At 68.1% G+C, this 14,583-nt stretch carries 17 protein-coding genes; 1 reads left to right on the plus strand and 16 read right to left on the minus strand.

The annotated features are described in order from the left end of the window. Positions 1 to 21 precede the first annotated feature (21 nt). Genes F3J15_RS04570 through F3J15_RS04585 form a run of 4 tightly spaced genes read right to left on the minus strand, consistent with a single transcriptional unit; the run spans position 22 to position 2,543 of the window. Entirely contained in the window at positions 22 to 792 is a 771-nt protein-coding gene (locus F3J15_RS04570) for an SDR family oxidoreductase (protein WP_069251898.1), read from the minus strand. After that, a complete protein-coding gene (locus F3J15_RS04575) occupies positions 785 to 1,861 on the minus strand; it encodes an aromatic ring-hydroxylating dioxygenase subunit alpha (protein WP_166888226.1) in 1,077 nt (358 codons plus the stop codon). The genes F3J15_RS04570 and F3J15_RS04575 overlap by 8 nt, the downstream gene beginning before the upstream one ends. Before the next feature lie 51 nt (positions 1,862 to 1,912). Then, on the minus strand, positions 1,913 to 2,224 hold the full coding sequence (locus F3J15_RS04580) for a recombinase-like helix-turn-helix domain-containing protein (protein WP_089447956.1): 312 nt from the start codon (positions 2,222 to 2,224) through the stop codon (positions 1,913 to 1,915). 1 nt (position 2,225) lies between these two features. Beyond that, the gene (locus F3J15_RS04585; protein ID WP_011354710.1) at positions 2,226 to 2,543 is read right to left on the minus strand and encodes a non-heme iron oxygenase ferredoxin subunit; all 318 of its coding nucleotides are present in this window, start codon (positions 2,541 to 2,543) and stop codon (positions 2,226 to 2,228) included. Between the two features lie 444 nt (positions 2,544 to 2,987). Between F3J15_RS04585 and F3J15_RS04590 the strand changes: the two genes are divergently transcribed. Then, entirely contained in the window at positions 2,988 to 4,067 is a 1,080-nt protein-coding gene (locus tag F3J15_RS04590; RefSeq protein WP_089447957.1) for a porin, read from the plus strand. A gap of 105 nt (positions 4,068 to 4,172) precedes the next feature. Here F3J15_RS04590 and F3J15_RS04595 read toward each other — a convergent pair whose 3' ends face one another. The 12 genes from F3J15_RS04595 to F3J15_RS04650 form a co-directional block, all read right to left on the minus strand. Then, positions 4,173 to 5,066, minus strand: coding sequence for an IclR family transcriptional regulator (locus F3J15_RS04595; RefSeq protein WP_089447958.1), 894 nt, complete (start codon positions 5,064 to 5,066; stop codon positions 4,173 to 4,175). Positions 5,067 to 5,349: 283 nt separating this feature from the next. Next, on the minus strand, positions 5,350 to 5,829 hold the full coding sequence (gene tecA, locus F3J15_RS04600) for a type 6 secretion system effector deamidase TecA (protein ID WP_166888229.1): 480 nt from the start codon (positions 5,827 to 5,829) through the stop codon (positions 5,350 to 5,352). 101 nt (positions 5,830 to 5,930) lie between these two features. Further along, positions 5,931 to 6,416: a YbaB/EbfC family DNA-binding protein gene (locus F3J15_RS04605; RefSeq protein WP_166888232.1), complete on the minus strand. Its 486-nt coding sequence runs from the start codon at positions 6,414 to 6,416 to the stop codon at positions 5,931 to 5,933. 64 nt (positions 6,417 to 6,480) lie between these two features. After that, on the minus strand, positions 6,481 to 7,938 hold the full coding sequence (locus tag F3J15_RS04610) for a Do family serine endopeptidase (protein WP_166888235.1): 1,458 nt from the start codon (positions 7,936 to 7,938) through the stop codon (positions 6,481 to 6,483). Positions 7,939 to 8,014: 76 nt separating this feature from the next. Continuing rightward, on the minus strand, positions 8,015 to 8,398 hold the full coding sequence (locus F3J15_RS04615; RefSeq protein WP_166888240.1) for a hypothetical protein: 384 nt from the start codon (positions 8,396 to 8,398) through the stop codon (positions 8,015 to 8,017). Between the two features lie 46 nt (positions 8,399 to 8,444). Then, positions 8,445 to 9,275 carry a hypothetical protein gene (locus tag F3J15_RS04620; RefSeq protein WP_166888243.1) on the minus strand — a complete coding sequence of 277 codons (831 nt, stop codon included), beginning with the start codon at positions 9,273 to 9,275 and terminating at the stop codon, positions 8,445 to 8,447. 8 nt (positions 9,276 to 9,283) lie between these two features. After that, positions 9,284 to 10,174, minus strand: coding sequence for a peptidylprolyl isomerase (locus F3J15_RS04625; protein WP_166888246.1), 891 nt, complete (start codon positions 10,172 to 10,174; stop codon positions 9,284 to 9,286). Positions 10,175 to 10,218: 44 nt separating this feature from the next. Beyond that, the gene (locus tag F3J15_RS04630) at positions 10,219 to 10,632 is read right to left on the minus strand and encodes a hypothetical protein (RefSeq protein ID WP_166888249.1); all 414 of its coding nucleotides are present in this window, start codon (positions 10,630 to 10,632) and stop codon (positions 10,219 to 10,221) included. Further along, positions 10,629 to 11,216, minus strand: coding sequence for a YbjN domain-containing protein (locus F3J15_RS04635; RefSeq protein ID WP_166888252.1), 588 nt, complete (start codon positions 11,214 to 11,216; stop codon positions 10,629 to 10,631). The genes F3J15_RS04630 and F3J15_RS04635 overlap by 4 nt, the downstream gene beginning before the upstream one ends. 59 nt (positions 11,217 to 11,275) lie before the next feature. Then, complete coding sequence (locus tag F3J15_RS04640; protein ID WP_166888259.1) at positions 11,276 to 11,965, minus strand: hypothetical protein; 690 nt, start codon at positions 11,963 to 11,965, stop codon at positions 11,276 to 11,278. A 12-nt stretch (positions 11,966 to 11,977) separates the two neighbouring features. Next, on the minus strand, positions 11,978 to 13,789 hold the full coding sequence (locus F3J15_RS04645; RefSeq protein ID WP_166888265.1) for a putative porin: 1,812 nt from the start codon (positions 13,787 to 13,789) through the stop codon (positions 11,978 to 11,980). Positions 13,790 to 13,881: 92 nt separating this feature from the next. Continuing rightward, positions 13,882 to 14,580: a TonB family protein gene (locus F3J15_RS04650; protein ID WP_089447969.1), complete on the minus strand. Its 699-nt coding sequence runs from the start codon at positions 14,578 to 14,580 to the stop codon at positions 13,882 to 13,884. Positions 14,581 to 14,583: the final 3 nt, after the last annotated feature.

Consider the following 14,583-nt stretch of genomic DNA (forward strand, 5'->3'; position numbering starts at 1 on the left):
AGAGTGAAAACTTCAATTCAATCAATTCATCACGAAGCCGCCGTTCACCGGCAGCAGTTGACCCGTCACGAAGCGCGCGCCGTCCGACAGCAGGAACAGCACGGGGCCCGTCACGTCGTCGGGCACCTGCGCACGCGTCAGCGCGCGGCCCTGCATGTAGAACGCGTGGCGCTCGGCCGGCACGTAGGCCGTCGCCTCGACTTCGGTGAGCCCCGGCGCGATCGCGTTGACCGTCACGCCGTGCGCGCCGAACTCGCGTGCCTGCGCATGCGTCATCGCGATCACCGCGCCCTTGCTCGCGACGTACGCGAGCAGCTTCGGCGCGCCCCACAGCGCGGTGTCCGATGCAAGGTTCACGATCGCGCCGCGGCCCGACTGCGCGAGATACGGCAGCGCCGCATTGCTGACGAGCCACAGGCCGCGCACGTTCACGTTCATCACGGCGTCCCAGGTCGACACGTCGAGCTCGGTCGACAGCTTGCCGCCCGAGTTCGTGATCGCCGCGTTGTTGATCAGCGCATCGATGCCGCCGAGCGCCGCCGCGCCCTGCGCGACGAATGCGGTGACGCTCGCCGGATCGGCAAGATCGAGTGCGAAGCAATGCGCGACATGGCCGGCTGCGGAGAGTTGCGCGGCAAGCGCGCGGCCTTCATCGGCCAGCACGTCGCCAAACGCGACCTGCGCGCCCGCTTCGACGAGCGCCTTCACGAACGCCGCGCCAAGCCCGCGCGCGCCGCCCGTGACGAGCACGCGGCGCCCCGCGAGCGACACGACCGGAGCGCGCTCAGCCATTTGCCGGCTCCGATGCGGCCTGCGCCTGCGCCGCGCGATACGCGTCGAGCGCGGAGAGATGCTCCTGCGCACGCGTGCGCAGCATCCGGCGCACGCGCGTCATGCCGACGTCGTGCTGGTACAGGTATTCGTGATCGCGCGCATTCGGCGCGAGGCTTTCGAGGACATAGCGGTCCTGCTCGAGCACGTCCCAGTGCAGGCCCTCGAGGCGGTTGCGGTACATGAAGCGCCACACGTCGCGCTGCCAGCCGCTGACCTTGCGGGTGCGCCAGAAGTAGACCTGGCAGTTGTCGCCGTCGACCGGCGTCGCGAAGCCGATGATCCCGAAGTTGCCGCCCGGGCCGAACTTCTGCTTGTACGGGATCGCGAGGCGCATCCACAGGCAGCCCGTTTCACCGAGCTCGACCCAGTCGAAGTTCACGTCGCGCTGGCCGATCTTCTCGAACATCAGGCCCGTTTCCGTCTTGCGCACGCGCATGTCGGCCTGCTTGTCGCCTTCGGCCATCGAGTGCGACGTGGCATGCAGGTACGCGCCGTGCATCGGATCCATCACGTTGTCGATCGCGTACTGGTAATTGCACTTCCAGTTCGACACGCACAGGAAGTGGCCGTATGCGTCGTCGACCAGTTCCTCGGGCAGGTTCAGCGGCGCCGGCTCGCCGTGCGCTTCGTCGCCGAACCACAGGAAGATCGCGCCGGCCTTCTCCTCGACCGGATACGACTTCACGCACTTCGTGCCTTCGAGCGGACAGTTCGATACGGCCGGCACGCGGTTGACCGTGCCGCCGCCATCGACTTCGATGCCGTGATACCAGCAGGCGATGTTGCCGCCGAGGTTCCAGCCGAGCGACAGGCGTGCACCGCGGTGCGGGCAGCGATCCTCGAGCGCGTGGACCTTGCCGTCGTGATCGCGCCACAGCACGATCTGCTCGGACAGGCGCGTGAGGCCGACCGGTGCATTCGACACCTGCCAGCTCGGCGCGACGGGATACCAGTAGTTCTTGATGCCGCGGTCGAGATAGGCACGGACCGGGTCGTGTTGTGCTGCGTGTTGTTCGGGGGACGTCATCAGTGTGCTCCGGATGCGGTTGTCGTCGGTCGGCGGTCGGCGCTCAGGCGGTCATTCCGCGAGCGAGGCCATTTCGGCGCGGAAGCGCTCAGGTGTCCATACCGTGCCGTCCGGCGCGCGGAAGCCGATGCGGTTCAGGCCCGCGACGACCTCGTCCAGCTCGACCGCGCCGGCTTCGAACACGCGTTCGAGCGCATCGCCGAGGTCGTTTTCGTACTGGGTCGGTGCGGCCTTGCGGTTCTGCCAGACCAGGTTCTCGACCTGGCCGGGGATCTCGATCTGCCCCTTGCCCGCGACGTTGTTCGGCTGCGGCGCCACCCACGGCTTCAGGAAGGGATTGAAATTCACAGTCGCTTCTTTCATGTCACTCCACCTTGATCTGGATTTCCTCGCCGGCGAGCCGCACCGCGTACTGCTTCAGTGCGCGTCCGCCCGGACCCTTCAGGCATTCGCCCGTCTTGATGTCGAACACGGCCTCGTGCAGCGGGCACTCGACCGTGCCTTCGTCGACGAACCCCTGCGTCAGCAGCGCGTACGCATGCGGGCACACGTTCTCGAGCGCATACACGTCGTCGCCGACGCGGTAGATCCCGATTTCGACGCCGTCGGTCCGCTTGAACTCGATCGGCGTGTCTTCCGACAGCGCGCCGGCGTGCCCGGCGCAAACCCATTGTTCAGACATCTCACACCCTTCCTTCTGATCGACTCTCGGTTTGTTCCGATTTGTTCCATATTCGGAACAGCAGTTTATGGATGGTGATTATAAGAGTGACTTTCCACGAGTAAAACAAAAAGGTGTACGCCCTAGGGAAAACACCGACCGCCGGGTCGACGATCACGTTCGCCTATCTCATCAAATGAAATTTTTTGTTATCTGACGGGGATTTACCGGGTTTACACGGGCTTCGCGGCCCGACGCCGGGCATCGGCCAGAAACCCATCCGTCCCGAAAAAATTATTTTTGATACGCTTCGGGACGCCTCTATACTCCATTCCATCAGAGGCACATCGTTCCTTATATGGAACATACGAATGCCCGCTCGATGGCGAACGCGCGCGACGGCCGGCCGTTCCCGCGCGTGCCGCCACGGCACGTTTTCATCAGGTTGGAGATTCAGGAGATCAAATGGTCAAGCATGCGGTAGCAGCAGCAGTGATCGGATTGGGCGCCGCGTCGGGCGCGTGGGCGCAGAGCAGCGTGGTGCTGTACGGCAGCATGGATGCGGGTGTCGCCTACGTGAACAACGTCGGCGGCCATGCGAAGTGGGCGATGATCCAGGGCAATACGCAGCCCGACCGGTGGGGCCTGAAGGGCAAGGAAGACCTCGGCGACGGCCTGTCGGCGATCTTCCAGCTCGAAAACGGCTTCTATACGAACAATGGCCAGTTCGCGACCGCGAACACGATCTGGAACCGCGCGGCCTTCGTCGGCCTCGGCTCGGAACGCTACGGCACGCTGACGCTCGGCCGCCAGACGCCGCTGTCGTTCGACTATCTCGATCCGCTCAGCACGGCCTACCTCGCGATGAGCTGGTACGCGTTCCACCCCGGCAACATCGACGGGCTCGCCGCGACCGGCAACGTGCCGTACAACAATTCGGTCAAGTACCGGTCACCGACCTTCGCGGGATTCTCGGCCGCGGCGACGATGGCGCTCGGCAACACGACGAACTTCTCGACCGGCAAGTCGGTCGGCGTCGCGCTGAACTATGCGAACGGGCCGTTCAAGGCGTCGGCCGTGTACTCGAATGAACATGACCGCTCGATCCTGATCAGCACGACCGGCATCACGTCGTTCCAGGGGCAGAACACCGCGAACGGCTATACCGCGAGCAAGGTCGAGAACATCGGCGCGGGCGCGTCCTACCAGTTCGGCGACTTCCTCGTTCACGGCCTGTACACGCGCACGAAGATGCAGTCGAACGGCTTTTCGGACACGTTCCAGAGCTACGACGCGGGGGTGAACTACCGCAGCAGCGCGTTCAACACGATCGCGGGCGGCGCGGCGACCACGACGCTGGCCGGCCGCCGCTGGACGCAGGTCGAGCTCGGCGACATCTATGCGCTGTCGAAGCGCACGCAGCTTTATGCGAACGTGTTGTACGAGCACGGCTCGGGCGGTGCAAAAGCCGCGTTCTTCACGGCAGGTGTGTCGAGCACCGCGAACCAGGTAATCGTGCTCACCGGGATCCACCATTCGTTCTGAACGACGTCGGGCGTGCGTCGCCTGAAACGACAAGAGCGGCCCGCGGGCCGCTCTCTTTCTTTCGCGCATGGCATTTGCGCGGCCGCCGGCCGCGCATCGGAACACTCAGAACATCGCGACCTTGTGGCGCGCATGCGCGAATGTCGGATCGCTTTCGAGCGGACGATAGTTCAGCCGCTGTGACAGGTCGACCGCCGCGCCGCACACGGCTTCGACGAGCCGTTCCTTCTCGCGGGCCTCGCCGATCTCCGAGCGCGGCACGGTCGCGGTGATCGCCGCGACGATCGAGCCCGAATGATCGCGTACGGGTGCGGTCACGGCCGAAATGCCGCTCTCGAACGCCGCCTCGCTCATCGCGTAGCCGAGCCGCGCGTAATGGCGCACGCGTTCGTAAAGTTCGTCGACGGTGCCCGGCGTGCGCTCGGTGAACTGCTCGAGCCGCTTTTCCGGATACAGCTGGCGCAGTGCGTCGCGCGTCAGGTCGCCCATCAGCACGTGGCCATGCACGGTCGCATGCGCGGGCAGGCGCGTGCCCACGTGCACCTTCACCGAACCGAACATCGACGTGTTGCTCTGCGCCTTCGCGACGAACACGACGTCGCGCTGGTCGCGGATCAGCAGATGCGTCGACAGGCCGGTCGCGTCGCGCAGCCGTTCGAGCACGGGCGCGCCGAGATCGGTCAGTTCGAGCGAATTCAGGTATTCGAAGCCGAGCCGCAGCACGCCGACGCCGAGCCGGAAATAGCGGTCGCCGTTCACGCGCTCGAGGAAGCCGAGCGCTTCGAGCGTCTGCAGCAGGCGGAACGTGGTCGTGCGCGGAATGCCGATGCGCTTCGACAACTCGGGCGCGCCGAGCACCGGCTCGCGCGCGGAAAATTCGGCGAGGATCCGCAGCCCGCGTTCGAGCCCCGGCACCAGATAGGACGACGCGCCGCCGGACGGTTCGTCGTCGCCGGGCGCCGTGGTTTCAGGTGCGTCGCTCATCGTTGTCTTGACCATGTGGACATGGACGGTAGGAAATCAGTCACGTAACAGGTCACGGATCGTCGTGGATATTCAGTCATGCTACCTCAGCGCGCACGGGGTTCACACCCGCGTGCATCGCCGCACCGCAGCATGCGGATCGCGACGCCGTGGAGAATCAATCACGGTCGAGAGGATAGCAGCGATGGACAGCGCCACGCCATGCCGGCATCGCGGACATCGCGGGAAGGCAGCCGCGTGCGCGGCGCGCGGCCGACGCATAGCGGCCGGCGTGGCACGCAAGGCCGGGCCGGACCGCCTACAGGCGCGACAGGTGAACCCGGATGTTCGCGCGATCGTACGTGAAGCCACCGGCCGCATCCGGCTCGAGCACGCGCGCAAGGTCGACCGCATACATCCATCCGCTGCCCAGGCGGCCGCCGTTGATCGCCCGGATCCGGCTGCCGCCGACGGCGATCGCGGCATGAAAGACCGTGCCGCCGCGCGAGAAGCCGACCGCGGTTCCCGCCGGAATGCTCGCGCGCCCGTCCCATTCACCGCCGGTCTCGAAGTTGAAACGGGTTCGCCAGTGCTGGCCGATCGTGTCGAGCAGCGCGCCGGGCGCGATCATCGCATCGCCGCGCAGCAGGTACCGGACATAAGCCGCGGCGTCGTAGCAGACGCCGCCGGAAACATACTCGTTGATGTCGGCCATGCCGAACATCAGCGCCTGGGCGTGCTTCTGCCGTTCGGCGAAACCGGACTGGGCGATATGCCCGCCTAGCTGGGAGAGTTGCATGGGTGGCTCCTGGTGAAGAAGCAGGACGTCATCGTCCCGCCAACGCAATAACGTCATATGTTATTACGATATCGAACCACGTCCGCGCACGCGCTCGGACCTCACGGCATGCGCGCCGCCGAAGCCGGCGCGGCGGCGGCGGCCGCATCGGGATTCGGCGCGAGCCGCAGGCGCACGCGCAACGGCTGCAGCATGTCGGGCGGCGGCGGCTCCGCCAGCGGGCCGGCCGTGAGCAGTTGCCGCAGCGTCGCGTCCGCGTCGGTGTCGCCAAGTGACGCGAATTCGACGCGCGTGACCGCACCGTTCGCGCCGATCCACGCGCGCACGACGATCGCGGGCGGCGGCGCATCGGCGGTCGCGTTCAGCACGCGCGCTTCGAGATAGCGGTGCAGACGATCGGCCGCGTCGCCGTCGGCTTCGAGCCACGTCTGGAACTGCTGCCCTGCGAGCTGTCCGTAGCGGATCCACGTTTGCGGCACGTCGGCCGTCTGCGCAACGGCCGCCGGCACGACGCCCACGGCGAGCGCCCATGCGACGACGATCGCCCGCCCCCCTACGGATACGCCCCACTGCTGCATTCGCTTCATTCCACCTCCCGTTTCGACGATGCGCGGTCGTGCTGCGTTGCGTCGCCCGTTCGCCCTTCGCCCCTCAACCGATCTCGATCGGCACATACAGACGCGTGCCGCCGCGCTGGACGAGCAGCGCGACGTTGCCGTGCGCGGCGTCGATCTCGGTCATCAGCGCACCGATGTTCGCGACCGGCGTGCCGTTGACCGACAGCACGACATCGCCGGGCTGCAACCCCGCGCGTGCGGCCTGGCCGCTCGCCTGCTCGACGACGAGCGCCTGGCTGACGCCGAGCCGCTGGCGCTCCTGCTCCGTCGCCGCGCGCAGCGCGAGCCCGAACCGCGCGGGCCCTTGCTCGCCGCTTGCCGACGCCGTGCCGCTGTCGAACGCGCCAATCGTCGCGCTCACGTGCATCGCCCGTCCCGCGCGCCACACGAGCAGGTCGGCTTGCCGGCCGGCTCGCATGCCCGCGACGGTGCCGAGCAGGTCTGCCGATTCGGCGACCGGCTTGCCGTCGACCGCGAGCACGACGTCGCCCGGCTGCAGGCCCGCGTGCGCGGCCGGGCCATCCGGCTCGACCATCGTGATCAGCGCGCCGTCCGGGCTGGCGAGGCCGAACGAACGCGCAAGCGCCTGGCTCACTTCCTGGAGGGCCACGCCGAGCCGGCCGCGCGTGACCTTGCCGGTTCGCAGCAACTGGTCCTTCACGTCGAGCGCGATGTCGATCGGGATCGCGAACGCGAGCCCCTGATAGCCGCCCGTCTTCGAGAAGATCATCGAGTTGATCGCGATCACGCGGCCACTCAGGTCGAATAGCGGGCCGCCCGAATTGCCGGGATTGATCGGCACGTCGGTCTGGATGAACGGAATCGCGCGCTCGCCGGGCAACGAACGCGATTTCGCGCTGACGATGCCCTGCGTGACCGTGTTCGCGAACCCGTACGGCGAACCGATCGCCATCACCCAGTCGCCCACTTCGGTGCGCGCCGGGTCGCCGGTCGCGACGACCGGCAGGTTGTGCGCGTCGATGCGGATCACCGCCACGTCGGAGACGGGATCGCTGCCGATCACGCGTCCCTTGAACTGCCGCTTGTCGGTCAGCTTCACGTCGATCGCGACCGCATCGCCGACCACGTGCCGGTTGGTCAGGATCACGCCGTCCTCGCTGACGATGAAGCCGGAACCGAGGCTCACTTCCTCGCGGTTGCCGATCACGCGCCGCGCAAGAAACGGCGCGAGCGGATGATCGGGCGCGATGCCGGGCGGCAACTGGATGCCCATCTGTGTCACTTCGCGCGTGACGCTGATGTTGACGACGGCCGGGCCGACGCGCCGGACCAGTGCGGCGAAGTTCGGCAACACGACGGTCGGCGTTGGGGTGGCCGTTGGCGTCGGTGATGCGGCACCCGCTTGCGCGGGCCGCTCGGCAGCCGTAGCCGTTGAACAACCGCATACGCTTAAGCACGCGCAGGCCAACGCTAGCCCGCCGGCCATCGCTCGCAGCGCCACAGCCAGGTTCGTGTGCCCGCCCGCTTTCATCTCGCTGTTCCTCGTCGGTTCGCGCCGGAACGCAGCCGGCTCATCGATACCTGCTCCCCACGCTCGGCTGCGTGCATTACTTCGGCGGCACCGCGACCGGCACATCGGGCCGCTGCGGCGTCGTCGACCGGCCCCAGTTCGAGCCGAAACGGTTCCGCTCGGTCGACAGGTTGAACGTGCCGAGACGGTTCGACGGCTGCTTCGACAGCCGCTCCGAATCCGTTTGCGAGGCACCCGCCTGCGGGTCGGCCTTCGGCTTCAGTTGCTGGCTGAGACAGTCGTACGACAGCGCACGCTTGCCGTCGACTTCCGCATCGACGCACACCGGCTTCGTGGCCGAACCCGGGCTGGCCGGCGCAGGCGCGGCCGCACTCGCCGCCGCGCGGCCGCCCTGCGCGTGCGCACCGGTTGCCAGCAGCAGGCAGACGATCGTCGCGATGCCGCTTCGTCGCATCTTCATGCGCGCCTCCTTCGGAAAGGACTCCATTGCATCCACACGGCTGCCGTCACAGGTGCGTCCCCGGCGCCGACGTGCGCGCCAGGAAACGCGCGAACGCCGCGCGGTCAGACTCGTCGATGGCCGGTTCCTGCGCATCGACCCGCTGAGCCCACGCGTCGCGCATGCCGTCGACCGGCTGCCACGCCTGCACCTGCGCGCCGGTCGGATACGGCGTGACGATCGGTTCGCGGTAGTCGACGCGAAACAGCGGCGGCGCGCTGCCGCCCGCCGTCCACAGATCGCCGACGTCGCGCACGCTCGCGTCGAACCAGAACCGCACCCAGCGCGCCGTCGGCGCGCGCGTGTCCGTACCCGGCGCCTCGGTGCCCAACGCGTCCGGCACGCGCAGGAAGCCGGCCAGCACGAGCAGCACGGCCGCCAGATCGTCGTCGCGCAACATCCGGTACGACCAGAGATCCGCGACGTCGGCACAGGCAATCACCGCGATGAAACGGGCGATCGTGAGCGCGGGCCACGCGCGCCGCATCAGCGTGTAATGGCGCACCCAGTGCGCCACGAAGCGCTCGCGATGCCCGGCGGCGACCTGCACGTCGCGCGAGCCGCGAATCGTCAGTTCCTCCGGCTGATACTGGCGCGTCGTGAGCACACACTGCGCGGAGCAGCGTGCGCTCCGGTGCCGCGCATAGCCGCCCGCGCCGGGCAACGGTTCCAGCGCGCCGAAGCATAGCGGGCAATGCGTGGGCCACTCGCCGGGACGGCCCGGCCACGGGTTCGCTTTCGGCATGCGCGGGCGGTCGGCGGCCGCAGCGGGGCGGCGTCGCCCCGGCGTGCGTGCATCGGGCGCGCCGACGCGCGGCGTCGGACGGAGGGTTGCCATGCGCGCGCCTACCGGGCGGAGGCGAGCGCTTTCTTCAGCGCGTCTTCGTTGATCGGTGCGTTCGCGGCGAGCTTCGCGAGATACGCCTGCGCATTCTGCTGGGTGCGCTGCGCACGCAGCATCGCGCGCAGCTGCTCCTTCACGTCGGCCAGCGGACGCGGCGCGGCCGCGCGGACGTCGATCAGCTTCACGACGTGAAAGCCGGCCGGCGTCTGGATCGGCGCGGAGACCTGGCCCGGCTTCAGCGCGTCGGCCGCCTGACGGACCGCCGGCACCATCAATTGATCGGGCACGAAACCGAGATCGCCACCGTTCGCGGCACTCGCCTTGTCCTGCGAGTTCGCTTTTGCAAGCGCCGCGAAATCGCCACTGCGCGCGCGGCTCGCGAGATCGGCCGCCTGCTTGCGCGCCTTGTCGAGCGTCGCGGCATCCGCGTTCGGCGGCACCGCGATATAGATCTGCGCGACGTGCAGCGCGCGCGGCGCGGTGAACGCCACGCGGTTCTTGTCATACGCGGACTGCAGCTCCGCGTCCGACGGATAGTCGGCCGGCGGTGCATTCACCGACGCCAGATAGCTGCGCACGACGATTTCGCGCCGCGCCTGTTCGACGGCAGCCTGCACCTGCGCCTGCTTGTCCCAGCCCTTCGCTTTCGCCTCGGCCAGCACGGCTTTCTGCGCGAGCGTCGAACGCACGACCTGGTCGAGCGCCGCGGGATCGGCTGCGAGACGTTCGCGTCCTTCCGGGCTCACCGCCTTCAGCAGCCCCGCGATATCGTCCTGCGTAACCGACGCCTGAGCGGCGTTCGCGATCACGTCGTCCTGTGCGTGCACGGCGAACGGCGCGCCCAGCGCGAGACTGCCTGCCACGATCGCCAGCACCTTCATCTTCGTCATCATCGTTCGACTGCCCTCTCGATTGCTCTTGAAATGCGGACGCCGCATCAGCGCGCGTCCGTCAGCGTCATGCGCAGGACGAGCGGCTGCGCCATCCCGCGTGGCGGCGCCACACCGACCGCCCGGCCGACGAGTGCGGCGTGCAGCGCGGCGTCGAGCGTCGGTGGTGCGGCCGCACCGCTGTCGACGCGCGTCACGCGCCCGTACCGGTCGAGCCACGCGCGCACCGGCAGCACGGGACCGTCGTCGCCGGCATCGGCACGTTCGCCGGCCCAGTGCTCGATGCCGGTGCGCAGGCGGCACACCGCTGCGTCGCCGTCGTCGAGCGTCGCCTGCAGCCACAGCGCGATGCGCTGGGCATACGCGGCCCACGCGACAGGTGCGTCGCCCGCGGCTATCGCGTCCGCCTCGCGCCGCGCGCGGCCCGGCAGCAGCGCCCGCAGTGCGGCGCCGATCCTCACTTTGCGGTGGCCTCGACCGCGATCGTGGTCGCACCGACCGACGATGCGCCTGCCTGATCACCGGCCGCCGTGCGTGCCGCCGCTTCCTGCTCGGCCATCGCGGGACGGTTGCGCAGGTGCAGCAGGAATTCCTGGATCAGGCGATCCCACAGCTCGATCGTCGAGCGCAGGTAGCGCTCGGACACGCCGCCCGCGACGACCACGTCCATCTCCAGCGCCAGAAACTGTCCGTGGCTCGCAAGACGCGCGAAGCGCTTGGTCCGGTTCCAATCCGCGACGAGCTCGGCCGGCAATTCGCCCTGCACCTGCAGCACGCACGACAGCGTGTAGTCGATGTACAGCAGCGCGGCGAGCTGTGCATCGGCGCCCTGCGGCGCGAGCGCGGCGGCCGGGTTGCCGAAGCGCACCGCGAAGCCGACGCCCTGGCTTGCGCTCATCAGTTGCACCGCGCCGTTCTGCTCGGCCGCCGTCACGCGATAGCCCGCGCGGCGCAGCACGTCGGCGAGGTGGTCGGCGCTGATCGCTTCGATCGGCGCGTCGTGTGCCGCGCGTGCGTCGCCGGCGTTCGGTTGCTTGTCTTGCATGTCTGTCTTCCCCGTATTCAACGAATCGATCGGTTCATTCCCGGCCGCGGGTCGCGCGCTCACTGCGCATTCGCCGCGGCAGCCGACGCCGATGCCGGCGCCGGCGTTGCCGCAACCGGCCGCGCGGCCGGGTCGTACTTGCCCGCATACAGCGCATCGCCGTAGCGTTGCGCGATGTCGTCGTACTTCACGCGCGCCGACTGCGCGAACGGCTGACGCGACGAGAACAGCGTGCCGAGCCCGACATGCTCGTACGCGTCGAGAATCTCGTGCCCGACGCGATACAGCTCGGCATTGTGTGCCTGGCAGGTTTTCAGTTGCGTGTCACGCGCGGCGGCATCCTTCTGCAGTTGCGTTTGCTGCGCATCGCGGGCACGCGATACGGCGAGCAAGTCCTCATAGGACGACTTGTATTTCGCCAGCGACTTCGCGCCCTGCTCGCGGCCGGCGCGCTCCTGCGCGAGCGCACGCTTCGCGGCCGCCTCGGCGCCCGAGTCGCCGCGCGCGGCCGCCAGCTGCCCCTGCATCGCCTTCAGTTGCGCGAGCGCGTCGTCGCGCTGCTTCTCGGCCGCCGCCTTGTCGCTTTGCAACTGCGCCTGGTTGTCCTGCAACTGGCGCAGCTCCTGCACGGTCGAGCGCAACTGGCTGCGCAGCTTGTCCTCGATGCTCTGCGCATGCGCGCCGCCAGCCACGAGCAGCAGCGCGCCGGCCACGCCGGCCGCAAACATCGTGCGAGTGATCGTGTTCATCCGCGGCTCCGGTCAGAAGCGAGCATTGAGCTCGATCTGCAGCACGTCGATCGATACCGGCGGCCCGTACACTTCCTTCGAGCTCAGGTAACGGGCCGACACCCACGTATCGCGTGCGACCGCATACGCGGCGCCGAACACATAGCCGCGCGCGTTGGTGCCGCCGAGATGGAAGTCGGGATCGTTGAACGCATCGAGCACGGCGTCCGGCTGCAGGTACTTGTACGCGATCGAGAAGTTCCACTGGCCCTTCTCGCGCGGTTCCGGCTCGCCGAACGTCGCCTTCGCGAGGAAGCCGTTCGGGCCGCTGCGGTAGTCGGCGCGCGTCGCGTTCACCGACGTCGAATCGTAGTTGTTGACCGGCAGCGACGATGCTGCGAACGCCTTGTTGTCGTTGTACGCGAGGTTGCGCACGAATTCACCGTCGAGACGCAGCTTGAAGCGATCGGCCACCACCGTGTCCCACTGCGCCTTCAGGTCGAGCAGCCGGTAGTTGTAGGCCAGGCCGAACAGCTGCGGCTGCGGCGTCATGCCCGGCGCGAGGTTCGGGTTCTGCACGATGTTGCGCAGCGCGATCAGCGTGTTGCCGCCCTGCATGAATGCCGGCGCCTCGTTGTCGGTGCTGCAGCTCGTCGCGCCCGCATACAGCGCGCACGGCGACGACAGCGTGCCGCGCATGTTCTGGAAGTCGTAGTACGCGACCGCGCCGCGCAGCCGGTTCTTCGCGTCGATCTTCCAGTCCGCGCCGAACTGTGCGCCGAACATCCACTTCGTGTCGCTGCCGGCCTTCTCGGTGCTGTTCGACGGGAAGTTCTCGCTCGTGTACTGGATCGGGAACACGCCGAGCGTGCCGAACAGCGTGACATCAGGATTCCACGGCAGCGCGTGGCGCAGGTTCGCGGCGAGCCCGTCCATCATCAGGTCGTCGGAGAACACCAGGTCCGACTTGAAGAACGGATTGTCGAAACGGCCGGCCGTCAGGTTCAGCCACGGCGTCGGCCGGTACGCGAAGAACGCCTTGTTCAGCCAGATGTTCTTCTTCGCGAAACCGCCGCCCGCGGTGGCCGTGGTCGACACGGGCCCGTTGTCGTTGCCGCTCGCGAGCTGGATGCCGGCGATCATTTCGTCCGACAGTGTCGCCGTCACGCCGAGCCGCGCGCGGTAGCGCAGCAGGTTGTTGCGGTTCTCCCGCGTGTTCTGCGTGGGGATCTGCGTGTTGTTGGTGTTCGGGTTGACGTCGAACCCGCCGCCCTGGTTGATCGCCGCGAAATTCGTCACGCCGTTCGTGTTGTTGCCGCCGTAGAAGTGATACTCGTCACGCACGCGCAGGTCGCCGTCGAGCTTGATGCGCGACACCCAGTCGGGGAACGTGTTCGGCTGCGCCCAGTTCTCGGCCTTCGCCTGCGCGATCACTTCCTGCTTCACCTGGTCGCGGATCTGGTCGCGCACGAGTTGCGGCACGTACGGCACCGCGACGTCGCCCGGCTGCGTCGGCGGGTTGACCACGCCGCCCGCCACGACCGGCGCGCCCGATGCGCGGGCCGACCGCGCCTGCACGGCCTCGGTGCGGGCCTCGCTGATCAGCTCGTTCGCGTTCTGCTGCGTGAGCACGCCGCGCTTTACGAGCAGGTTGATCAGGTTGATCACCACGCTCTCGGTCGGCGCGGCTTTCCCCGACGCCGCCTGCGCCTCGAGCGACTGCCCGTGCGCAGCGGACGCGCAGGTCAGCCCGAGCGTCAGCACCGCCGCGCCGACGCGCGACAGGCGCGCGGGCAGCGCGCCGTTGCGGAGGACCCCACCCCGTCCGTTCATCTTCCCAATCATCGAAGTACTCCGAACAATTTTCGTTTCTTTTCCGGCAGCATCCGTACAACGGCGCCGCCCCATGATTCTTTCGTCGTTTCGCGCACGCATCGTCATGCCGGCTTGCGCCCCTGAAGCTTGACGAGCACCGGATACGAGGTCGCCGGCGGCGGCACCTCGTCGACCCGGCCGAGCGCCTCGACCGCCGCGACGACGGCCGCATCGATCTTCGCGTCGCCGGTGGACTGCGCGATCGTCACCTTCGTGATCCGTCCCGACGTATCCATCCACAGGTTCAGGCTGCCCGCGAACCGCGCGCCGCCGGCCTCCTGCACGCCCTTGTCCTGCTCGATCGCGCGCTGCAGCACGTACACCATGTATTGCGCATAACTCGCGTTGCCGAACTTGCCGCCCCCGCCGCTGCCCAGCATGCCCGAGCCGTCGCCCGCGCCGATGCCGAAGTTGTCGGTGCCCGCCTGCGCATCGGCATTCATCGTCATCTGCTTCGGCTGGTTGTCCGACGGCTTCGGCGCCTCCGACGGCTTCGGCGCGATCGTCGGCCGGTCGACCGGCGTCTTGACCTCTTCCTTCACCTTCTCGGGCGGCGGCTTCTGTTTCGGCGGCGGCGGGGGCGGCGGCAACGGAATCACCGTCGTCACCTGCGGCGCGCTCACGCGCTTCACGCCCGCGGTGTCGCCCGCGAAACGCCAGATCAGCGCGGCTACGCCCGCGAGCACCAGCGCGATCGCGACGGGCTTCACGTAGCGGCCGGGGCCCTTGTCCGGCGGGCCGCCGTTGTAGGTCATTTCCATCGC

The sequence above is a fragment of the Burkholderia sp. Ap-955 genome, from assembly GCF_011753045.1.
In the GTDB taxonomy this organism is placed as follows: Bacteria; Pseudomonadota; Gammaproteobacteria; order Burkholderiales; family Burkholderiaceae; genus Burkholderia; species Burkholderia lata_D.

Bases quoted from the DNA above. Each gene is read 5' to 3' on its own strand.
- F3J15_RS04570 (WP_069251898.1), bottom strand. From the start codon at position 792: ATGGCTGAGCGCGCTCCGGTCGTGTCGCTCGCGGGGCGCCGCGTGCTC.
- F3J15_RS04575 (WP_166888226.1), bottom strand. From the start codon at position 1,861: ATGACGTCCCCCGAACAACACGCAGCACAACACGACCCGGTCCGTGCC.
- F3J15_RS04580 (WP_089447956.1), bottom strand. From the start codon at position 2,224: ATGAAAGAAGCGACTGTGAATTTCAATCCCTTCCTGAAGCCGTGGGTG.
- F3J15_RS04585 (WP_011354710.1), bottom strand. From the start codon at position 2,543: ATGTCTGAACAATGGGTTTGCGCCGGGCACGCCGGCGCGCTGTCGGAA.
- F3J15_RS04590 (WP_089447957.1), top strand. From the start codon at position 2,988: ATGGTCAAGCATGCGGTAGCAGCAGCAGTGATCGGATTGGGCGCCGCG.
- F3J15_RS04595 (WP_089447958.1), bottom strand. From the start codon at position 5,066: ATGGTCAAGACAACGATGAGCGACGCACCTGAAACCACGGCGCCCGGC.
- tecA (WP_166888229.1), bottom strand. From the start codon at position 5,829: ATGCAACTCTCCCAGCTAGGCGGGCATATCGCCCAGTCCGGTTTCGCC.
- F3J15_RS04605 (WP_166888232.1), bottom strand. From the start codon at position 6,416: ATGAAGCGAATGCAGCAGTGGGGCGTATCCGTAGGGGGGCGGGCGATC.
- F3J15_RS04610 (WP_166888235.1), bottom strand. From the start codon at position 7,938: ATGAAAGCGGGCGGGCACACGAACCTGGCTGTGGCGCTGCGAGCGATG.
- F3J15_RS04615 (WP_166888240.1), bottom strand. From the start codon at position 8,398: ATGAAGATGCGACGAAGCGGCATCGCGACGATCGTCTGCCTGCTGCTG.
- F3J15_RS04620 (WP_166888243.1), bottom strand. From the start codon at position 9,275: ATGGCAACCCTCCGTCCGACGCCGCGCGTCGGCGCGCCCGATGCACGC.
- F3J15_RS04625 (WP_166888246.1), bottom strand. From the start codon at position 10,174: ATGATGACGAAGATGAAGGTGCTGGCGATCGTGGCAGGCAGTCTCGCG.
- F3J15_RS04635 (WP_166888252.1), bottom strand. From the start codon at position 11,216: ATGCAAGACAAGCAACCGAACGCCGGCGACGCACGCGCGGCACACGAC.
- F3J15_RS04640 (WP_166888259.1), bottom strand. From the start codon at position 11,965: ATGAACACGATCACTCGCACGATGTTTGCGGCCGGCGTGGCCGGCGCG.
- F3J15_RS04645 (WP_166888265.1), bottom strand. From the start codon at position 13,789: ATGATTGGGAAGATGAACGGACGGGGTGGGGTCCTCCGCAACGGCGCG.
- F3J15_RS04650 (WP_089447969.1), bottom strand. From the start codon at position 14,580: ATGGAAATGACCTACAACGGCGGCCCGCCGGACAAGGGCCCCGGCCGC.